The organism is Bradyrhizobium sp. 35, from assembly GCF_023073215.1.
Taxonomy (GTDB): domain Bacteria; phylum Pseudomonadota; class Alphaproteobacteria; order Rhizobiales; family Xanthobacteraceae; genus Bradyrhizobium; species Bradyrhizobium canariense_D.
Map to the genome: position 1 here is coordinate 204492 of NZ_JADPJC010000080.1, position 17084 is coordinate 221575.

Here is a 17084-nt window from a genome sequence, read left to right on the forward strand (position 1 = left end):
TGGGACAAAAGCCGCATCGCCCGAGGTGGTCCTCAATAGGGGAAAGCGCTATTTTGAAATGTCTCCCGCCTGACAATTCTGCGACAAAGTTTTTTGGATGGGGGGATCATCCATCTTTCGTCGGATGGTGGTCGAAAGGGTCGTGCTGCGTTGCAGCAGAACAGGAGTGACGAACGGTGCGGCTGGCTTCGGGATCATGATTTCAGAGGATCAGCTGAAGCGCGTCGCTGCCTGGTCGCGCGAGCTCACGCAAGCGGAGATCGAGGTCGCTCGTACGGGGATCACGGAGCGGTCCTACGGCACTGGCGAGGCCGTCTTCATGCGCGGCGATACGTTCGACTATTGGGCCGGCATGGTCTTCGGCCTTGCCCGGATGGGTGGGGTCTCGCGCGACGGCAAGGAGACGAGTCTTGCCGGGCTGACGGCAGGGGCCTGGTTCGGCGAGGGCAGCGTGCTCAAGAACGAGCCGCGCCGCTATGACGTGGTCGCGCTGCGCAACAGCCGCGTCGCGCTGATGGAACGCAGCGCCTTCATGTGGCTGTTCGAGAACAGCGTCGGCTTCAATCGCTTCCTGGTACGCCAGCTCAACGAGCGGCTCGGCCAGTTCATCGGCATGCTCGAGGTCAACCGCACGTTGGATGCCACTGCGCGGCTTGCCCGCAGCATTGCTTCGCTGTTCAATCCGATCCTCTATCCGGAATCCACCGCGCATCTGGAGATCACCCAGGAAGAGATCGGCGCGCTTTCCGGCATGTCCCGCCAGAATGCCAACCGCGCGCTGAACCGGCTGGAGAAAGAGGGCTTGCTCCGGTTGGAGTATGGTGGCGTGACTATTCTGGATATCGAACGGCTAAGGGGGTACGGGCAGGAGTGAAGCAGCGTTCGCGGCCGCAACTGCGAGCGCCGCAACCCACCGCTTGCTCTTCCGGCACGACGAGCCCATCCTTGCCGAGATCCTGGGCCATCTGACCGGGTCCAGCAGGCTGCGCCATCGCGGCGCCCGCGGGGTCTCGACCCATGAACTGCTCCTGTTGCGGTTCCGAGGTTCAGAGCGGCTTTGTCTTCTGCCCGAAATGCGGCACGAAGCAGCCGAACGCCTGCCCCGGCTGCGGCTATGCGTGCGCACCGGATTTCGCGTACTGCCCGAAATGCGGCGCCCTCGTCAGTGAAGCCTCCAGGTCAGGCGGGCAGGCATCAATGCGGGCCAGCCGCGTGACAGTCCCGTCCAGGGCGTCCTCGCCACCGCTGGCGCCGACGGCCGAAGCTCAATACGGGTTTCGATCGCAGCCGGACAAGATCGACAGCGAAGCCAACCGCCGCACCATTACCGTGCTGTTTGCCGACCTTAGCGGCTTCACCACGATGAGCGAGCGACTCGATCCTGAAGTCATGCAGGCGCTTCAGAACGAATTGTTCGAGGAGCTAACGGCGGCGGTGCAAAGCTTTGGCGGCTTCGTGGACAAATTCATCGGCGACGCGCTGCTTGCGCTATTCGGAGCGCCGGCCGCGCACGAAGACGACCCCGAGCGGGCCGTCCGCGCCGCGCTCGACATGATCGGCCGAACGGCGCAACTCAGCGAACGTGCAAAGGCGTATGCCGGGTCACCGCTCCTGCTTCATGTCGGCATCAACACCGGGCACGTGGTTGCTGGCGGACTGGGTGTTGGAGTTGCCAAATCCTACTCGGTCACGGGCGATACGGTGAATACGGCTCAACGATTGCAGTCGATGGCTTCCACGGGCGAGGTGCTGGTCGGGCCGCTGACCTACCGTCTTACGCGGCATGCATTCTCATATGAATCGCTTGGCGAGGTGTCGCTGAAGGGCAAGATGGGCAGCGTCCTGGTCCATCGCTTGAACGGACCGCTCGACACGCCCCGTGCGGCACGCGGCCTCGATACGCTGGGCCTGAGTGCGCCGGTGATTGGGCGCGACGCCGAGCTCGGCCGTCTAGTCGACAATCTTGATCTCGCGTGTGGCGGCGCGGCGCAGCTGGTGCGGCTGGTCGGTGAAGCCGGCATCGGCAAAACGCGTCTGGTGGACGAATTCGTTGCCCACGCCCGCGATGAGGACCGTTTCGCCGGCGTGGCGATCCGGCGCGCTGTCTGCTCGCCGCTGGGCGAACAGTCCTATGGCACCCTTGCCGCTGTGCTGCGCAGCGCCTACGGCATCGCGCAGAAGACGACCGTGGCGGAGGCCCAGGCCAAGCTGGCGACGGCACTGTCGGAGCTCGGCCTTGCGGTCGAAGAGGCCGATCGCCTGATGCCCCTTTATTTCCACGTTCTCGGCCTCGGCGATCCGGACGCCGCGCTGCAGCACGTCGAGCCCGAGCAGCTTCGGCGGCAGATATTCTTTGCGATTCGTACCGTGTTCGAACGGCGCCTGGTCCTGTCGCCGCTCCTGATCATTGTCGAGGATCTGCACTGGGCCGATGCCGTATCGCTTGAAGCGCTGCGGTTCCTGATGGACCGGCTGGAGCGTACGCGGCTGATGCTGTTGTTTACGCATCGGCCTATGCTGGAACTGGATCAGTTCGGCTCGGGGCGGATCAGCCATACAACCCTTCGATTGCTTCCGCTTGGTGATGCAGACGGACAAAAGCTGCTCGCGGCCTACTTCAGCCACGGTTGGAGTGAACCGCCGGGAAATCTGTTCAGTCGAATCCTGGAGCGCGCGGGCGGCAATCCACTCTTCTTTGAGGAAATCATCCGCGGTCTCATCGAAGCTGGCGCCTTGGAGCGTGACGGCTCACGGTGGCGGATCAAGTCAGATGAAGCCGCCGCCGGTATACCGGCAAGCATTCAGGCCCTGTTACTGGCGCGCCTGGACCGGCTGCCGCATGAGGTGCGCCGCTTGGCCCAGGAGGCCGCGGTGATCGGCCCACGTTTTGATGCGGCTCTTCTCGGTGCGATGGCATCGCAGCGGACGAAGGTGGAAGCGGGACTCGAGCTTCTGTGCGATGCCGAGATTGTCGAGGAGGTCGCGGGCGCGAACTCGATCTCGCTGCGATCTTATCGCTTTACGCAAACCATGCTTCAGGACGTGATCTATCAAAACCTGCTCTTGCAGCGTCGGATCGAGCTCCATGGACGGATTGGTGCCGCGCTGGAGCGGCTCTATGGCAATGAGCCCGAGCGCCTCGAGGACCTCATACTGCTCGGACATCATTTCAGCCTGAGCGCGAGCAAGCCGAAAGGTGCGCGCTATCTGCGCGCGGCCGGCGATCGCGCCCGCGCGACCTACGCCAATGACGATGCCGTCCGCTTCTACCAACAGGCCCTCGCCGTGTTGCTGGCCGGCGGGGAACGGGAGCCCGAACGCCTGATCCTCTGCGAGCGGATCGCGGAGCTGTGTGCCGCGGCCGGCCGGAGGATCACGGCTGAGGAGCACTACCAGAATGCGCTGGAAGGTCATCGCAATGCGGAGGACCGCATCGGCGAAGCGCGAATTCTCCGCAAGCTTGGCCGATTGTTGTGGGACGCCGGCAAGCGGATCAAGGCAGAGGCGCATTATGCCGAGGCGGCCGAACGGCTGGGAGGGACCGACGCGCCCATCGAGTGGGCGCACCTCCTGCAAGAGCGCGGTCGTCTTTCGTTTCGCACGGGCGATCACGTGGCCGCCGCGAGATGGGCGGACGAGGCGCTTGGCTACGCCCGAAGCGTACCGGCGGACGCCGACAGGCAAGTCGGATTCGAGGCGGCGCGCGCCATTGCAGAGTCGCTCAACACCAAGGGGGTGGCACTGGCGCGGCTTGGCCGACACCAAGAGGCGGTGCGCGAGGTGGAGCAAAGTGTCGCAGCAGCCGAGGCCGCCGGGCTCCTCAACGTGGCCTGCCGCGGCTACACCAATCTCGGTGTGCTCTACACGATTGTCGACCCGGCGAAAGCCGTGGAGGTTTGCCGGCGCGGACTCGATGTCGCGTGTCGGATCGGCGATCTCGGGTTCCAGGCGCGCCTTCTTGCCAATTTTGCCGTTGCCTGTTGCACCTTCACGGACAAATGTACTGAGGAGGGGGTGCCGGCCGCCGAAAAGGCGATCGAAATCGACCGCGCGCTTGATCAGCGCGAGCATCTCTCCGTGCCGTTGATCGTGCTCGGGCAAATCCATCAATGCCATTTCCGGCCCGATCTGGCTGCTCGTTGCTACAATGAGGCAATCGAGGTGGCGAGCGAAACCGGCGAGCCGCAGCAGCTGTTTCCATGCTATGATGGTCTCGCGACGCTGAACCTTGATCGAGGCGACATGCCCGAGGCCGAGCGATATTTCGCGCTGGCACAGGACGTCTGCACGCGGCACGGGCTTGATCCCGCAGGGCTGATCGTACTGCCGTTTCTTGACTAGATCATGTGAAGGAGTGCCATCATGTCTGAACGTCACGTCGAGGGACCACTTCAACCGGGCGATCGTGCACCGAACGTCGTGCTGGACGCGATCACACGCGACGGAAAGATCGCGCTCGAAGACTTTCGCGGACAAAGCCCGATATTGGTGGGCCTGTATCGGGGGCTGCATTGCCCGTTCTGCCGCCGCCATATCGCGGCACAGGCGCAACTTGATGCCGCCTTGCACGAGAAGGGCGTCGAAAGTCTCACGGTGGTCAACACGCCGATCGAGCGCGCGCGACTCTATTTCCGTTACCATCCGTTGCCCAACCTGCTCGCTGCGTCCGATCCCGAGCGGCTCTCGCACCGCGCGTTCGGCCTGCCCAATCTCGAGTTCACGGAGAACGAGACCGAGTGGCCGCACAAGGTCGGCATGAACGTGGTCATGAGCATGCAAGTCGACATGCCCGGCGAATTGCCCGGCCCGATGAACCGGCCCGCGGCCGCGGAGTACCTCAATAACAAGGACGGCTATGAGATAACGGAAGCCGATCAGCGCATGGCGGCAACCGGCCAGGGCCAGCTCTTCGGGCAGTTTCTGCTCGACCGCGAGGGGGTTGTGCGCTGGAGCTTTACCGAGGTGCCCGAAGGCGGCCATCGCATGTTTGCCGCGCCGAGCCCGCAGGAGCTGATGTCGGCCGCCTCGCAGATGGCAAGCTAGGCACCGCGTCAGGCGATCATTCCGCCACCTTCGGCCGCTTGTCCACCAATGCTGCCGCCATCGCCGAGATAAGCGGGCGCATGAAATAGTGATCTTCCACCGGCGAGACGTCCGTGCGCAAACCATGCGCGGTGAGCTCGCCCGAGACCGCCGGTCCGACCGACGCGATCAGCGTCCGCTCGAGGCCCGCGCGCAGCTTCGCCTCGCTGCCGTGGGCTCTCGCAGCTTCGATCAGCCGTCGGACCTGGCCGAGATTGGTCAGCGCGATGGAATCGATCCGCCCTTCGGCCATGTCGTGGATGGCGGCGACGATGCTGGTGTCCGCCGCCTTGGTGTCATAGGCATAGGGCAGCACGGTATCGACTTCGGCACCTTGCGCCGACAGCGCACCGGTCAGCGCGCTGTGATCCTTGTCGGGATAGAGCTGGAGGCCGAGGCGGTGCCCCTTCAAATCGAGCTTGCCGAGCTTCTCGATCACGCCCTCGGTGGTCGGCTTTTCCGTGGTCTGCTGCGCCTCGAGCCCGACTTCGCGCAGTGCCTTGCCGGGCTTCGGGCCGCGGGTGAATTTTCGCGATCTGGCAAGCGCCGCCACGAGGGCCTGATCGAGCCCTCGTGCGACGGCGAGCTTCATGATCCGCCGCAGCCCTTCGCCGGTCATCAGCACGAGATCGTCGAAGGGTCTGTCGATGGCGCGGCGGATCCAGGCCTCGACCGGGGCGGGGTCCGGTGCATCCTGGATGGTGAACATCGGGCATTGCACGACCTCGGCGCCTTGCTCGGCCAGCAGCTTCGAAAACTGCGCCTCCTCGCGCGTTTCCAGGATCAGGATGCGGGTGCCGTTCAAGCGGTCGGCCATGAGCCTACTCCGGTTAGTCAAAGCAATCGTGCGTTCATCCTGACTCCACGGTCGGGATTGGCGCAAGGTGGGGGCGGTGATAGAGCAGGGCGCAAATCGCGGGTCGTTCCGCAGCCGCTGCCCAAACCTTCATCAAGGCCCATGCCAGATCATCAATATGTCCTGACCCTGTCCTGTCCGGATCGTCCCGGCATCGTCTCGGCGGTGTCGACCTTCCTGGCGAATTCCGGACAGAACATCCTCGACGCCCAACAGTTCGACGATATCGAGACCAACAAGTTCTTCATGCGGGTGGTGTTCACCGCTGCCGATCTCGCCGTGGAGCTGTCGGCGCTCCAGACTGGCTTTGCCGCGATCGCCGAGCGTTTCGGCATGAAATGGCAGATGCGCGATCGGGCTGCGCATCGCAAGGTGATGCTGCTGGTGTCGAAGTCCGATCACTGCCTGGTCGACATCCTCTATCGCTGGCGCACCGGCGAGCTGCCGATGACTTTGGCCGCAATCGTCTCCAATCATCCGCGGGAGGTCTATGACGGGCTCGATTTCGGCGGGGTTCCGTTCCACTATCTGCCTGTTACGAAAGAGACCAAGCGCGAGCAGGAAGCGCAGATCCTCGATCTCGTCGCCGGGACGGGGACGGATCTCGTCGTGCTCGCCCGCTATATGCAGATATTGTCCGACGATCTCTCGGCAAGTCTGTCGGGACGCTGCATCAACATCCACCACTCGTTCCTGCCGGGTTTCAAGGGCGCAAAACCCTATCACCAGGCCCATGAGCGTGGCGTCAAGCTGATCGGCGCCACCGCGCATTACGTCACGCGCGACCTCGACGAGGGCCCGATCATCGACCAGGACGTCGAGCGCATCAGCCATCGCGACACGCCTGAGGATCTCGTCCGAAAGGGCCGCGACATCGAGCGCCGCGTGCTGGCGCGCGCGATCCGCTACCATCTCAACGACCGCGTCATCCTCAATGGCCGCAAGACCGTGGTGTTCGTGGATTGATTTGCTACGCTCGCCGCAAGCGGCGAGGGGGCGCGACTAGCGCACCGCGGTGCCGGACGCCGAGCCCGTTGCGCCCTTCTGCGCCTGCTCTTCCTTTTCGCGATCCGCCGCCGGCATCAGTCGCCTGCGCTCGCGCTCCTTCATGTAGGCATCGTATTGCGGCGTGCCCGCCCGCGGCGGGGCGTCCGCCGGCAAGCCGCCGGCCCATTGCGGGACGTAGTCGCCCATGCCGGAGGAGAGCTTTTCGTTGACTGTGCCGCAGCCGGACAGGCCCGCGGAGAGCGCGAGGAGGATCAGGAGGGAACCGAAGGATCTAGGCATTGCACCATTTACAGAGCGAGGTCAGTCGTGTTGGACGCCAGGTCAGGCTGTCGCCGGGAGAGTAGCCTTCAACAAGGTAAAATAGGCTTATTCGAGGTAGGTAATTCGATACCGGAGTGTACCGACCCGAGCCTTGCCGATGTTCAAATTCTGCAAACAAAAGACGAAATCCTCCATCCACCCGGCTGGGAGCGTTTCTAGACTGCGGCAAGGGTTTGCGACAAAGTGGCTTGATCAGCAAAGAGGCTTTTTTGTTGACAGGTCCATTTCATTTGTACAATCGTACAAATGAAAGCGAGCGCAATCATGGTGCCGGCGGTACCCGGACGTGACCCTATATCGCTTCTGCCGTCGGCAATCGGAACGCTCGGCTTGCGCCGAATGGTCGCCAAACGTCCGATTGACAATAAGGGCGCGAAAGACGCCATGTTGCGCGCCATCACGCGTGCGTGAGCTAGACTTAAGGCAAGGATCGGGCACTCGGTCCGGCGCACAAGAGATCAGGAATGAAGGGGAGGGACATCTGATGTTCGAACGTAAAAAACCGTCTCATAAGACCGCTTGGGCCGCAGCAGCTGCCGCCATCGCGGGCCTCGTGGCCGTCGCTCCGGCCAAGGCCGAGGACAGCGTCAAGATCGGCCTGATCCTGCCGATGACCGGCGGCCAGGCCTCGACCGGCAAGCAGATCGAGAACGCGATCAAGCTCTACATGCAGCAGAAGGGCGACACCGTCGCCGGCAAGAAAATCGAGATCATCCTCAAGGACGATGCTGCGATTCCCGACAAGACCAAGACCGCCGCGCAGGAGCTGATCGTCAACGACAAGGTCCATTTCATCGCCGGCTTCGGCGTGACGCCGGCCGCGCTCGCGGCGGCGCCGCTCGCCACGCAAGCCAAGATCCCGGAGGTCGTGATGGCGGCGGGCACCTCCATCATCACCGAGCGCTCGCCCTATATCGTGCGCACCAGCTTCACGCTGGCGCAGTCCTCCACCATCATCGCCGACTGGGCGGTGAAAAACGGCATCAAGAAGGTGGCGACGCTGACCTCGGACTACGCGCCGGGTAATGACGCGCTCAACTTCTTCAAGCAGAACTTCACCGCCGGTGGCGGCGAAGTTGTCGAAGAGGTCAAAACGCCGCTTGCAAATCCTGATTTCGCACCGTTCCTCCAGCGTATGAAGGATGCCAAGCCTGACGCGATCTTCGTGTTCGTGCCGGCCGGCCAGGGCGGTAACTTCATGAAGCAGTATGCCGAACGCGGGCTCGACAAGGCCGGCATCAAGGTGATCGGACCGGGCGACGTGACCGACGACGATCTCCTCAACAACATGGGCGACGCCGTGCTGGGCACGGTCACCGCTCACCTCTATTCCGCGGCGCATCCCTCGCAGATGAACAAGGATTTCGTCGCGGCCTACAAGAAGGCCTACGGAAACCGGCCGGGCTTCATGGCGGTGAGTGGCTATGACGGCATTCACCTGATCTACGAAGCGCTGAAGAAGACGAATGGCGACACCGACGGCACCAAGCTGGTCGAAGCGATGAAGGGCCAGAAGTGGGAGAGCCCGCGCGGCCCGATCTCGATCGACCCCGAGACCCGCGACATCGTGCAGAACATCTACATCCGGAAGGTCGAGAAGGTCGACGGCGAGCTCTACAACGTCGAGTTCGCGACCTTCGAAGCCGTCAAGGATCTCGGCAAGACCAAGAAGTGACGCACGAAAGTGCGCCATCCCGGCGCGCGCATTAGCGCACATCGGGGATCTCGCCCTCCACTCTCGTCATGCCCGAGCTTGACCCCGGCATCCACGCGAGAACCGAACCAAGAACGGGGATGACCGCGACAAGCCCGGCCATGACGATAACGCCAAGCTGAGACGATGACCTCAATCCTCACCAACCTGTTCGATGGCGTCGCCTACGGCATGCTGCTGTTCGTGCTGGCTTGCGGGCTCGCGGTTACGCTCGGCTTGATGAACTTCGTCAACCTCGCCCATGGCGCCTTCGCCATGGCCGGTGGCTATGTCTGCATGGTGCTGGTCAACCGGATGGGCTGGCCATTCTTCGCGGCATTGCCGCTTGCATTCGTCTCCTCCGCTGCGATCGGCATCGTGCTCGAGCGCACGTTGTACCGACACCTCTATGCGCGCAGCCATCTCGACCAGGTGCTGTTCACGATCGGCCTCACGTTCATGTCGGTCGCGGCCGTCGACTACATCCAGGGCTCGTCGCGGGTCTTCATCAACCTGCCGGCGGCGCTACAGGGTCAGTTCGACCTGTTCGGCGTTGGCATCGGCCGCTACCGGCTGATGATCATCGTGATCTGCGGGCTGCTCACCATCGGTCTCCAGATGGTGCTGGCCAAGACGCGGTTCGGCAGCCGCCTGCGCGCCGCGGTCGACGATCCCCGCGCCGCGAGCGGCCTCGGCATCAACGTGCCGCAGGTGTTCGCCTTCACATTTGCTTTTGGCTGCGGCCTGGCCGGTCTCGGCGGCGCGCTGAGCGCCGAGATCCTCGGCCTCGACCCGTACTTTCCGCTGAAGTTCATGATCTACTTCCTGATCGTGGTCACCGTCGGCGGCTCGTCCTCCATCACCGGCCCGTTTTTGGCCTCGCTGCTGCTTGGCATCGGCGACGTTGCCGGCAAATATTACGTGCCGAAGATGGGACCTTTCGTGATCTACACCATGATGATCGTGATCCTGATCTGGCGCCCGAACGGTCTGTTCGGCCGCACGGCCGCGCGTTGAGTTCGCCGATGAGCGCCTCCTCCGACGTCGGCTATCACGCCCAGCGCCAGGCACGCTGGCACTATGGCGAGGCCGCTTTCTGGCTGATCGTGCTGGCCTGCGGCTTCGTATTTCCCTCGCGCTACTTGATCATGACGGATATCCTGCGGCTCGCGCTGTTTGCGATGTCGCTCGATCTGATCCTCGGCTACGCGGGCATCGTCTCGCTCGGCCATGCCGCCTTCTTCGGCGTCGGCGCGTACGCGGCGGGGCTTCTTGCGCTGCACGGGATCATCAACGAGCCCGTGCTTGCGCTTGTCGTCGCCGGCGTTGTCGCGATGGTGCTCGGCTTCGCTACCAGTTTCCTCGTGATCCGCGGCGTCGATCTGACGCGACTGATGGTGACGCTCGGCATCGCCTTGCTGCTTGAGGCATTGGCCGAACGCTTCTCCAGCATCACCGGCGGCACCGACGGTCTGCAGGGTATCGAGATGCAGCCGATCTTCGGTGAGATTCCGTTCGACATGTTCGGCAAGACCGGCTTCTTCTATTCGCTCGCCGTTCTGTTCCTGTTGTTCCTGTTCGCCCGCCGGGTCGTGCATTCCCCGTTCGGGCTGTCATTGCGCGCGATCAAGAACAATCCGCTGCGCGCGGCCGCGATCGGCATCCCCGTCAACCGCCGCTTGATTGCGATCTACACGCTCGCGGCGTTCTATGCCGGCATCGCAGGCGCGCTGTTCACCCAGACTACCGCGATCGCCTCGCTCGATGTGTTCGCCTTCGAGCGCTCGGCGGACCTGATGCTTGTGCTCGTGATCGGCGGCACCGGCTATCTCTACGGCGGGCTGATTGGCGCGGTGCTGTTTCGCATGCTGCAGGAATTGTTCTCGACCATCACTCCGCAATACTGGCAGTTCTGGATCGGCCTCGTGCTGGTCGTGATCGTCCTGGTCGGCCGCCAGCGCCTGCATCGCTGGATGCTGTATGTGCCCAATCTGGTCATCAGGCAGATAGCGGGGCGCAAGGCCGTCGTCGCCGTGCCGGAGAGCGACGCATGACCATCGTGCTCGAAACCCAGAATCTCGAAAAGCAGTTCGGCGGTCTGCGCGTCACCCGCGACTTGTCGCTAAAAATCGAACAAGGCGCCCGCCACGCGCTGATCGGCCCCAACGGCGCCGGCAAGACCACGGTGATCAACCAGCTCACCGGCGTGCTCAAGCCGAACTCGGGCCGCATCCTGCTCGAAGGCCAGAACATCACGGATCTGCCCGTGCACAAGCGCGTGTTGCGCGGCTTGTCGCGTACCTTCCAGATCAACCAGCTCTATCCCGACCTGACCCCGCTCGAGACCATCGGTCTCGCTGTCTCCGAGCGCCTCGGCCATGGCGGCGACTGGTGGCGGCGGATGGGCATGCGCAGCGACGTCAACGGCGAGATCGCCGACCTCCTGACGCGCTTCCACCTGCTCGACGTCATGAACGAACAGACGGTGACGCTGCCTTACGGCAAGCAGCGCCTGCTCGAGATCGCGGTCGCGATCGCCGCCAAGCCGCGCGTGCTGCTGCTGGACGAGCCCGCCGCCGGCGTGCCCGAGAGCGAGCGCCACGACATTCTCGCCGTCGTCGGCAGCCTGCCGCGCGACGTTACCGTGCTACTGATCGAGCACGACATGGACCTCGTGTTCTCCTTCGCCGACCGCATCTCTGTCCTGGTCTCCGGCGCGCTGCTCACCGAAGGCCCGCCCGAGCAGGTCGCGCGCGACCCGCAGGTCAAGGCGGTCTATCTCGGCGAGGAGGCGGTCAATGTCTGACCTGCTCGCGATCGACTCGCTTCGCGCCGGCTACGGCGAGGCCGTGGTGCTGCCGAACATGTCGCTGCGTCTCGCCGAAGGCCAGGTGCTGGCGCTGTTGGGGCGCAACGGTACCGGCAAGACCACGCTGATCAACTCGATCGTCGGCGTCACCCGTCGCTTCTCCGGAACTGTCAGGCTCGCCGGTACCGACGTCACGACCTTGCGGCCCGACCAACGGGCGCGCTCCGGGATCGGCTGGGTGCCGCAGGAGCGCAACATCTTCCGCTCGCTCACGGTGGAGGAGAATATGTCCGCAGTGGCCCAGCCCGGTCCCTGGACCGTCGAGAGGGTCTACGAGATGTTCCCCCGGCTGAAGGAGCGGCGGAGCAATTTTGGCAACCAGCTCTCCGGCGGTGAGCAGCAGATGCTGGCGATCGGCCGCGCGCTGACCCTCAATCCGAAAGTGCTTCTCCTGGACGAGCCGACCGAGGGCCTTGCCCCCATCATCGTCGAGGAGCTCTTGAAGGCGATCGGGACCATCACGCGGGCGGGCGGCATCTGCTCGATCATCGTCGAGCAGAATGCCCAAAAGATTCTGGGGCTGGCCGACCGTGTTGTGATATTGGAGCGCGGAACGATCGTCCACGACGCCCCGAGCGCCGCGCTGAAGGCCGACCCGTCGGTCCTCGAGCGCCACCTCGGCGTTGCAGGGGCGGCGGCCCACTAAAAATAACTGGGAGTAAGAAATGCAGCGAACCAAAGCCCCCTTCCGCGCCGACGAGGTCGGCAGCCTCTTGCGTCCCGCCAAGATCAAGGAAGCCCGCGCCAGGCTGGAGAAGGGCGAGATCTCGGCCGACGATCTGCGCAAGATCGAGGATTTGGAGATCGAGAAGGTCGTGCATAAGCAGGCTTCGCTCGGCCTGAAGCTCGCAACCGACGGCGAATTCCGCCGCTCCTGGTGGCATTTCGACTTCCTGGCCAAGCTCACCGGCTGTGAAATGTTTCACCCCGACACCGGCATCCAGTTTGCGGGCGTCGAGACCCGGCACGACGCGGTGCGCGTGATCGGCAAGCTCGATTTCCCCGATGACCACCCGATGCTGGATCACTTCCGCTTCCTGAAGAAGGTTGCCGACCAGGCTCACGTCACCGCCAAGATGACGATCCCGTCGCCGGCGGTGCTGCACTTCCGTGGCGGCCGCAAGGCGATCTCCAAGGACGTCTATCCCGATCTCGATGCCTTCTACGAAGACCTCGGCAAGACCTACCGCAAGGCCGTGAAGGCGTTCTACGACGCCGGCTGCCGCTATCTCCAGTTCGACGACACCGTGTGGGCCTATCTCTGCTCGCCGGACGAATTGCAGAAGGCGCGCGAGCGGGGCGACAATCCCGAGGGTCTCCAGCAGATCTATGCGCGCGTCATCAACTACGCGCTGGCCGAGAAGCCTGCCGACATGGTGGTGACGACGCATGTTTGCCGCGGCAATTTCCGCTCGACCTGGATTTCGTCGGGCGGCTACGAGCCGGTTGCCGAGACCATGCTCGCCGGCACCAATTACGACGGCTATTTCCTCGAATACGACAGCGACCGCGCCGGTGGTTTCGAGCCGCTGCGCTTCCTGCCCAAGGGCAACAAGGTCGTCGTGGTCGGCGTCATCACCTCGAAGTTCGGTGAGCTCGAGAACAAGGACGCGATCAAGCGGCGTCTCGAGGAAGCCGCCAAGTTCGCCCCGCTGGAGCAGCTCGCGCTCTCCCCGCAATGCGGCTTTGCCTCAACCGAGGAAGGCAACATCCTCTCGGAGGAGGAGCAGTGGGCCAAGCTCAGCCTCGCGGTCGAGATTGCGAAGGAAGTGTGGGGGCAGTGATCGGGTGCAGCCGCGTCTTTGCGTAAGCGAGACGCGTTGTGTCAAAGCTGCTCGATCCGCGACATCAGAGCGGGGCCGGACTTGTCCGCCCCGCTTATTTTTTGCGTCGAAGGGTACTGCGGATCAGGCGCTGCGCCGGCGCCTCGAACCAGCGATAGGTAAGGTGCGAGGCCACGAGTGTCGGCAGCACGAAGGCCACCCAGAACAGATGGTCGCCGTAGGGAATCGGTCGCTGCATGGCCACGCAGGCGAGTGCGATGGCGAGCTGAATCGGGAAGTGCAGAAGATAGCAGGAATAGGTCATATTGCCGGCCATCTCGAGTAGTGCCTGGATCCGCCGCGGCAAGGTGAGTTGGCCGGAACAGCAGAACAGCAGGATCGGTGTATAGATCAGCAGCAGCGGTCCGGCGGCCGGGGCGAGCTCGATGCCCGCCAGCCAGATCGCCGCCGGGACTGCGATGGCGGCGAACGCGGCCGTTGCTTCCAATGTCCGCCGATGCCTGGAATCGACGACGGCCTGCCGGGCCATGGCGGCAAGTCCGCCTGCATAGAAGAAGGCGAGGCTGGTCCCGACCTGCGTTCCGATCGTGATCGAGGCAAGGATCACGACCAAATTGAACAGCGGCGATGCCGTTACAAAGCGCAACGCCATGAAAAAGGTCGCATAGTCCATAATCTCGACTGAGACCGACCAGATGGGCCCGTTGAAGCTTTCGCTGCGCGGCGGCAGCCAGTCGCTCGCCATGAAGAGCTGTGCGAGGAAGTGCGGGAGATCGTTGTTCGGATAGACGAAGTAGACTCCATGCTGGGCGAAATAGACCGGTTGCAGCACCGCGACCAGCAGCAACGTTGCGATATGGAGCGGATAGAGGCGCGACAGCCGGTTCACGAAGAAGCTTCGGCCGTCGACCGTGCGATCGGCGATAATGGTGCGATACTTCCAGAAGAATATGAAGCCCGAGATGCACCAGAAGAACCAGACGCCGTACTCGCCGGCCTCATAGAAAGGGAACAGAACGCGGTAGAACGGCAGCTCGCTTCTGGTGAGCTTGACGGCGGGCTCGGCGACAAGGGCAAAGTGCTGATAGTGCCATAACAGCACGGCGAGGGTCGCAAGGAAGCGTAGGCCCTCCAATCCCAAGAGCTTCCGGGCCTCCGGCAGTGGCAATGTTTTCGGCATGATGAATACGGCCTTCGGCTACCTCGGCCGCATCATTGATCCCAGCATCTCGTGGACATCACAGGTCATGACCGCGAGCAAGGCTGCGAGCGCGAGATAGGCGCCGCCATATTCGAGCTTGGTCTGGAGCGGGACACCGTAATAGCGACGTTCTCGGGTGCATGCGGATCATATCGCCACGCGCCGAGGAGCTGCGGGGCGGAGCGCCTTGTGAGAAAACCGGCTGTAATCCGAACACGACAAACAGGACGATGCCGGCGGCGGCAACGAATTTTCTCACAGAATTCCCCAGCAACCAGTCCACCGCCTGGTCGGTGGTGCAGTCATTATAAGATAACGATAGGCTGTGGGAAAGAGCAGCCGCAGGTTGCGTTCGACTATCTCGCGCGCTGTTGTAATTTTGGCGCGTCGGCGCGGGATGTCAGCAGGATCAAAACCGCAACTTTGGCCGCAAGAGCCTCGCGATGTGCGGGACTGCTTGTTCCCGGATGCTACGCTCGCCAGGGTAAAGGCAGTTTGCCGGGACGATGCCAATTCGCATCATTTCTCCGCCAGATAGACCTCTCCCAGCAGCGACGAGTTCGACCACGGCACCTGCTTGCTCTTCGTGGTCGAAACCACCTCCGCCCGCACACGTGTCAGCATCTGCTGCACCTCGAGGCCGGGCGTGCCGATGTGGCGGGAGAGGGCAGCGGAAAACGGCGAGTTGGCGCCTTCGCCGTCGAGAGCGACCTGGCCCGGCGCAGTGGCGAAAGCGATCAGCGTGCCGGCGCCGAGCATCGCGCCGGCGCCCAGGCTCGGTGGCGCTGCGAGGCCCGAGGCAGCTTCGATGGCGCGGTTGGTGCCGGCTGATGCGACCTGCTGTGCCATCGGATTATTGCGGCAGGCATCGAAGATCAAAATGTTGGTGCGGACCTGGTCGTCGAGGCCGACCATGATCGTGTCCATGTCGATCATCGCGTCCGTCATCCTCGCGCCCGGCTTGAGTTCGACGTCGACGGGAATGAGATAGTTGCGACCGTCGACCTGCACGCCGTGGCCCGCATAGTAGACTAATACGACCTGCGCCCGCGCCGCTTCCCGCAAGAAGTCACGCGTCATCTTCTGCATCGCCGCGCGGTCGAGATCGACGCCTTCTGATACCGTGAAGCCGATATCGCGCAAGGCCCTGGCAATGGCGCGCGCGTCATTGGGCGGATTGGGGAGCGCCTTGAGATGCGAATAGGCGCCATTGCCGATGATCAGCGCCATGCGCGTGCTGCGCGCGGCCGGAGCAGGCGAGGGGGGCGGCGCGGCACCGGTCTGCTGGGGAGCCGGTGCCTTTGCCGGCTCGGTCGTCGGTGACGGCGCATCGCGCGGGATCGGTGCGCTGGCGTCGGTGATCAGCGACAGCCGCACCTTTGCGGTGGCTTGATTGGCCTTGCTGCCGGCATCGGACGCCGCGATCGCCAGTGTGGCTTTGTAGTCGTCGCTCGCGTGCGCGTAATCGCCTTTCGCCTCATAGGCCAGCGCGCGATGGGTGTAGCCCGAGATCAGCACGCTGTTCGGCGGCGTCATGATGTTGACGGGCGGCTTCTCTTTCGCGAGCCGAATCGCTTCGCTCCCGTCGGCAATCGCGCGATCGTAATCGCCTCTGACACGCCAGATCGCGGTCCGGTTGATCAGCGGCTGCGGCAGCGTCGGGTCGAGCCGGATCGCCTGGTTGAGGTCGGTCAGCGCGCCGTCGAGATCGCCGAGCGCCTCCTTGGAGATGCCGCGGTTCTGGTACGAGAACGCCGATTTTGGATTGGCCTTGATCGACATGTCGTAGTCGGCGATCGCCTTGGCGTAATCGCCTTTGCCGCGCCAGGCATTACCGCGATTGTGGAAGATGGTTCCGTCAGGCGGGCCGAGCTTCAGCGCATCGTCGAAATCAGCGACCGCGATCTCGTACTCGCCTCTGTCGTAATACGCCGAGCCGCGCAGATTGTAGACTGCCTGGCTCGGCTGGAGCCGGATCGCTTCCGTGGCGTCAGTGATGACCTTGGCGTAATCGCCCTTCTTGTTCCAGCCCACCGCGCGCCAGAAGAAGACCGTCGCGAGCTGCTCGCCTTTGAACACCTTCAGCGAAATGATCTTGCTGCAGGCGTCGATCATCTGATCTGCCAGCGTGGTGTCGGTGGTGCAGAGCGGCCCAAGCTGGTTGCGCGCCTGCGCAAAAGCTGGCGCCGACCACAGGGTTACGGCGAGCAGGCAGAGCGCGACGAGCAGGCGACGCATTGGCGGTGGTCCTTAGAGGAGAGGCGTCTGTT

The 17084-nt window shown here is 63.5% G+C and carries 14 protein-coding genes; 10 read left to right on the top strand and 4 right to left on the bottom strand.

The window, feature by feature from the left end:
* Positions 1-196: 196 nt before the first annotated feature.
* The 3 genes from IVB36_RS17170 to IVB36_RS17180 all read left to right on the top strand — a co-directional run bounded on the left by IVB36_RS17170 (position 197) and on the right by IVB36_RS17180 (position 5043).
* Positions 197-874 (top strand): Crp/Fnr family transcriptional regulator, encoded by a 678-nt coding sequence (locus IVB36_RS17170; protein ID WP_247392428.1) that lies wholly within the window; start codon positions 197-199, stop codon positions 872-874.
* Between the two features lie 143 nt (positions 875-1017).
* Positions 1018-4341 carry an adenylate/guanylate cyclase domain-containing protein gene (locus IVB36_RS17175; RefSeq protein WP_247392433.1) on the top strand — a complete coding sequence of 1108 codons (3324 nt, stop codon included), beginning with the start codon at positions 1018-1020 and terminating at the stop codon, positions 4339-4341.
* Positions 4342-4362: 21 nt separating this feature from the next.
* Positions 4363-5043 (top strand): redoxin domain-containing protein, encoded by a 681-nt coding sequence (locus IVB36_RS17180; RefSeq protein ID WP_085359998.1) that lies wholly within the window; start codon positions 4363-4365, stop codon positions 5041-5043.
* A 16-nt stretch (positions 5044-5059) separates the two neighbouring features.
* On the opposite strand, the gene IVB36_RS17185 is transcribed toward IVB36_RS17180, so the two are convergent.
* The gene (locus IVB36_RS17185) at positions 5060-5899 is read right to left on the bottom strand and encodes a uroporphyrinogen-III synthase (RefSeq protein ID WP_247392439.1); all 840 of its coding nucleotides are present in this window, start codon (positions 5897-5899) and stop codon (positions 5060-5062) included.
* A 141-nt stretch (positions 5900-6040) separates the two neighbouring features.
* Here IVB36_RS17185 and purU point away from each other — a divergent pair, with 141 nt between their 5' ends.
* Positions 6041-6904 carry a formyltetrahydrofolate deformylase gene (gene purU, locus IVB36_RS17190; protein WP_247392451.1) on the top strand — a complete coding sequence of 288 codons (864 nt, stop codon included), beginning with the start codon at positions 6041-6043 and terminating at the stop codon, positions 6902-6904.
* A gap of 36 nt (positions 6905-6940) precedes the next feature.
* Here purU and IVB36_RS17195 read toward each other — a convergent pair whose 3' ends face one another.
* Positions 6941-7225, bottom strand: a complete 285-nt coding sequence (locus IVB36_RS17195; RefSeq protein WP_018457287.1) for a hypothetical protein — start codon at positions 7223-7225, stop codon at positions 6941-6943.
* Positions 7226-7751: 526 nt separating this feature from the next.
* Between IVB36_RS17195 and IVB36_RS17200 the strand changes: the two genes are divergently transcribed.
* The 6 genes from IVB36_RS17200 to IVB36_RS17225 all read left to right on the top strand — a co-directional run bounded on the left by IVB36_RS17200 (position 7752) and on the right by IVB36_RS17225 (position 13613).
* Entirely contained in the window at positions 7752-8942 is a 1191-nt protein-coding gene (locus IVB36_RS17200; protein ID WP_247392454.1) for an ABC transporter substrate-binding protein, read from the top strand.
* Between the two features lie 165 nt (positions 8943-9107).
* Positions 9108-9977 (top strand): branched-chain amino acid ABC transporter permease, encoded by an 870-nt coding sequence (locus IVB36_RS17205; RefSeq protein ID WP_007601971.1) that lies wholly within the window; start codon positions 9108-9110, stop codon positions 9975-9977.
* 8 nt (positions 9978-9985) lie between these two features.
* The gene (locus IVB36_RS17210; protein ID WP_247392456.1) at positions 9986-11014 is read left to right on the top strand and encodes a branched-chain amino acid ABC transporter permease; all 1029 of its coding nucleotides are present in this window, start codon (positions 9986-9988) and stop codon (positions 11012-11014) included.
* Complete coding sequence (locus tag IVB36_RS17215; RefSeq protein WP_247392458.1) at positions 11011-11766, top strand: ABC transporter ATP-binding protein; 756 nt, start codon at positions 11011-11013, stop codon at positions 11764-11766. Before IVB36_RS17210 ends, IVB36_RS17215 begins: the two co-directional genes overlap by 4 nt.
* On the top strand, positions 11759-12475 hold the full coding sequence (locus tag IVB36_RS17220) for an ABC transporter ATP-binding protein (RefSeq protein ID WP_247361668.1): 717 nt from the start codon (positions 11759-11761) through the stop codon (positions 12473-12475). The genes IVB36_RS17215 and IVB36_RS17220 overlap by 8 nt, the downstream gene beginning before the upstream one ends.
* A gap of 19 nt (positions 12476-12494) precedes the next feature.
* Positions 12495-13613 (top strand): cobalamin-independent methionine synthase II family protein, encoded by a 1119-nt coding sequence (locus tag IVB36_RS17225; protein WP_204511800.1) that lies wholly within the window; start codon positions 12495-12497, stop codon positions 13611-13613.
* Positions 13614-13707: 94 nt separating this feature from the next.
* Here IVB36_RS17225 and IVB36_RS17230 read toward each other — a convergent pair whose 3' ends face one another.
* Both IVB36_RS17230 and IVB36_RS17235 read right to left on the bottom strand, forming a co-directional pair.
* The gene (locus IVB36_RS17230) at positions 13708-14793 is read right to left on the bottom strand and encodes an acyltransferase (RefSeq protein WP_247392461.1); all 1086 of its coding nucleotides are present in this window, start codon (positions 14791-14793) and stop codon (positions 13708-13710) included.
* Between the two features lie 540 nt (positions 14794-15333).
* Entirely contained in the window at positions 15334-17052 is a 1719-nt protein-coding gene (locus IVB36_RS17235; protein ID WP_247392463.1) for a caspase family protein, read from the bottom strand.
* Positions 17053-17084: the final 32 nt, after the last annotated feature.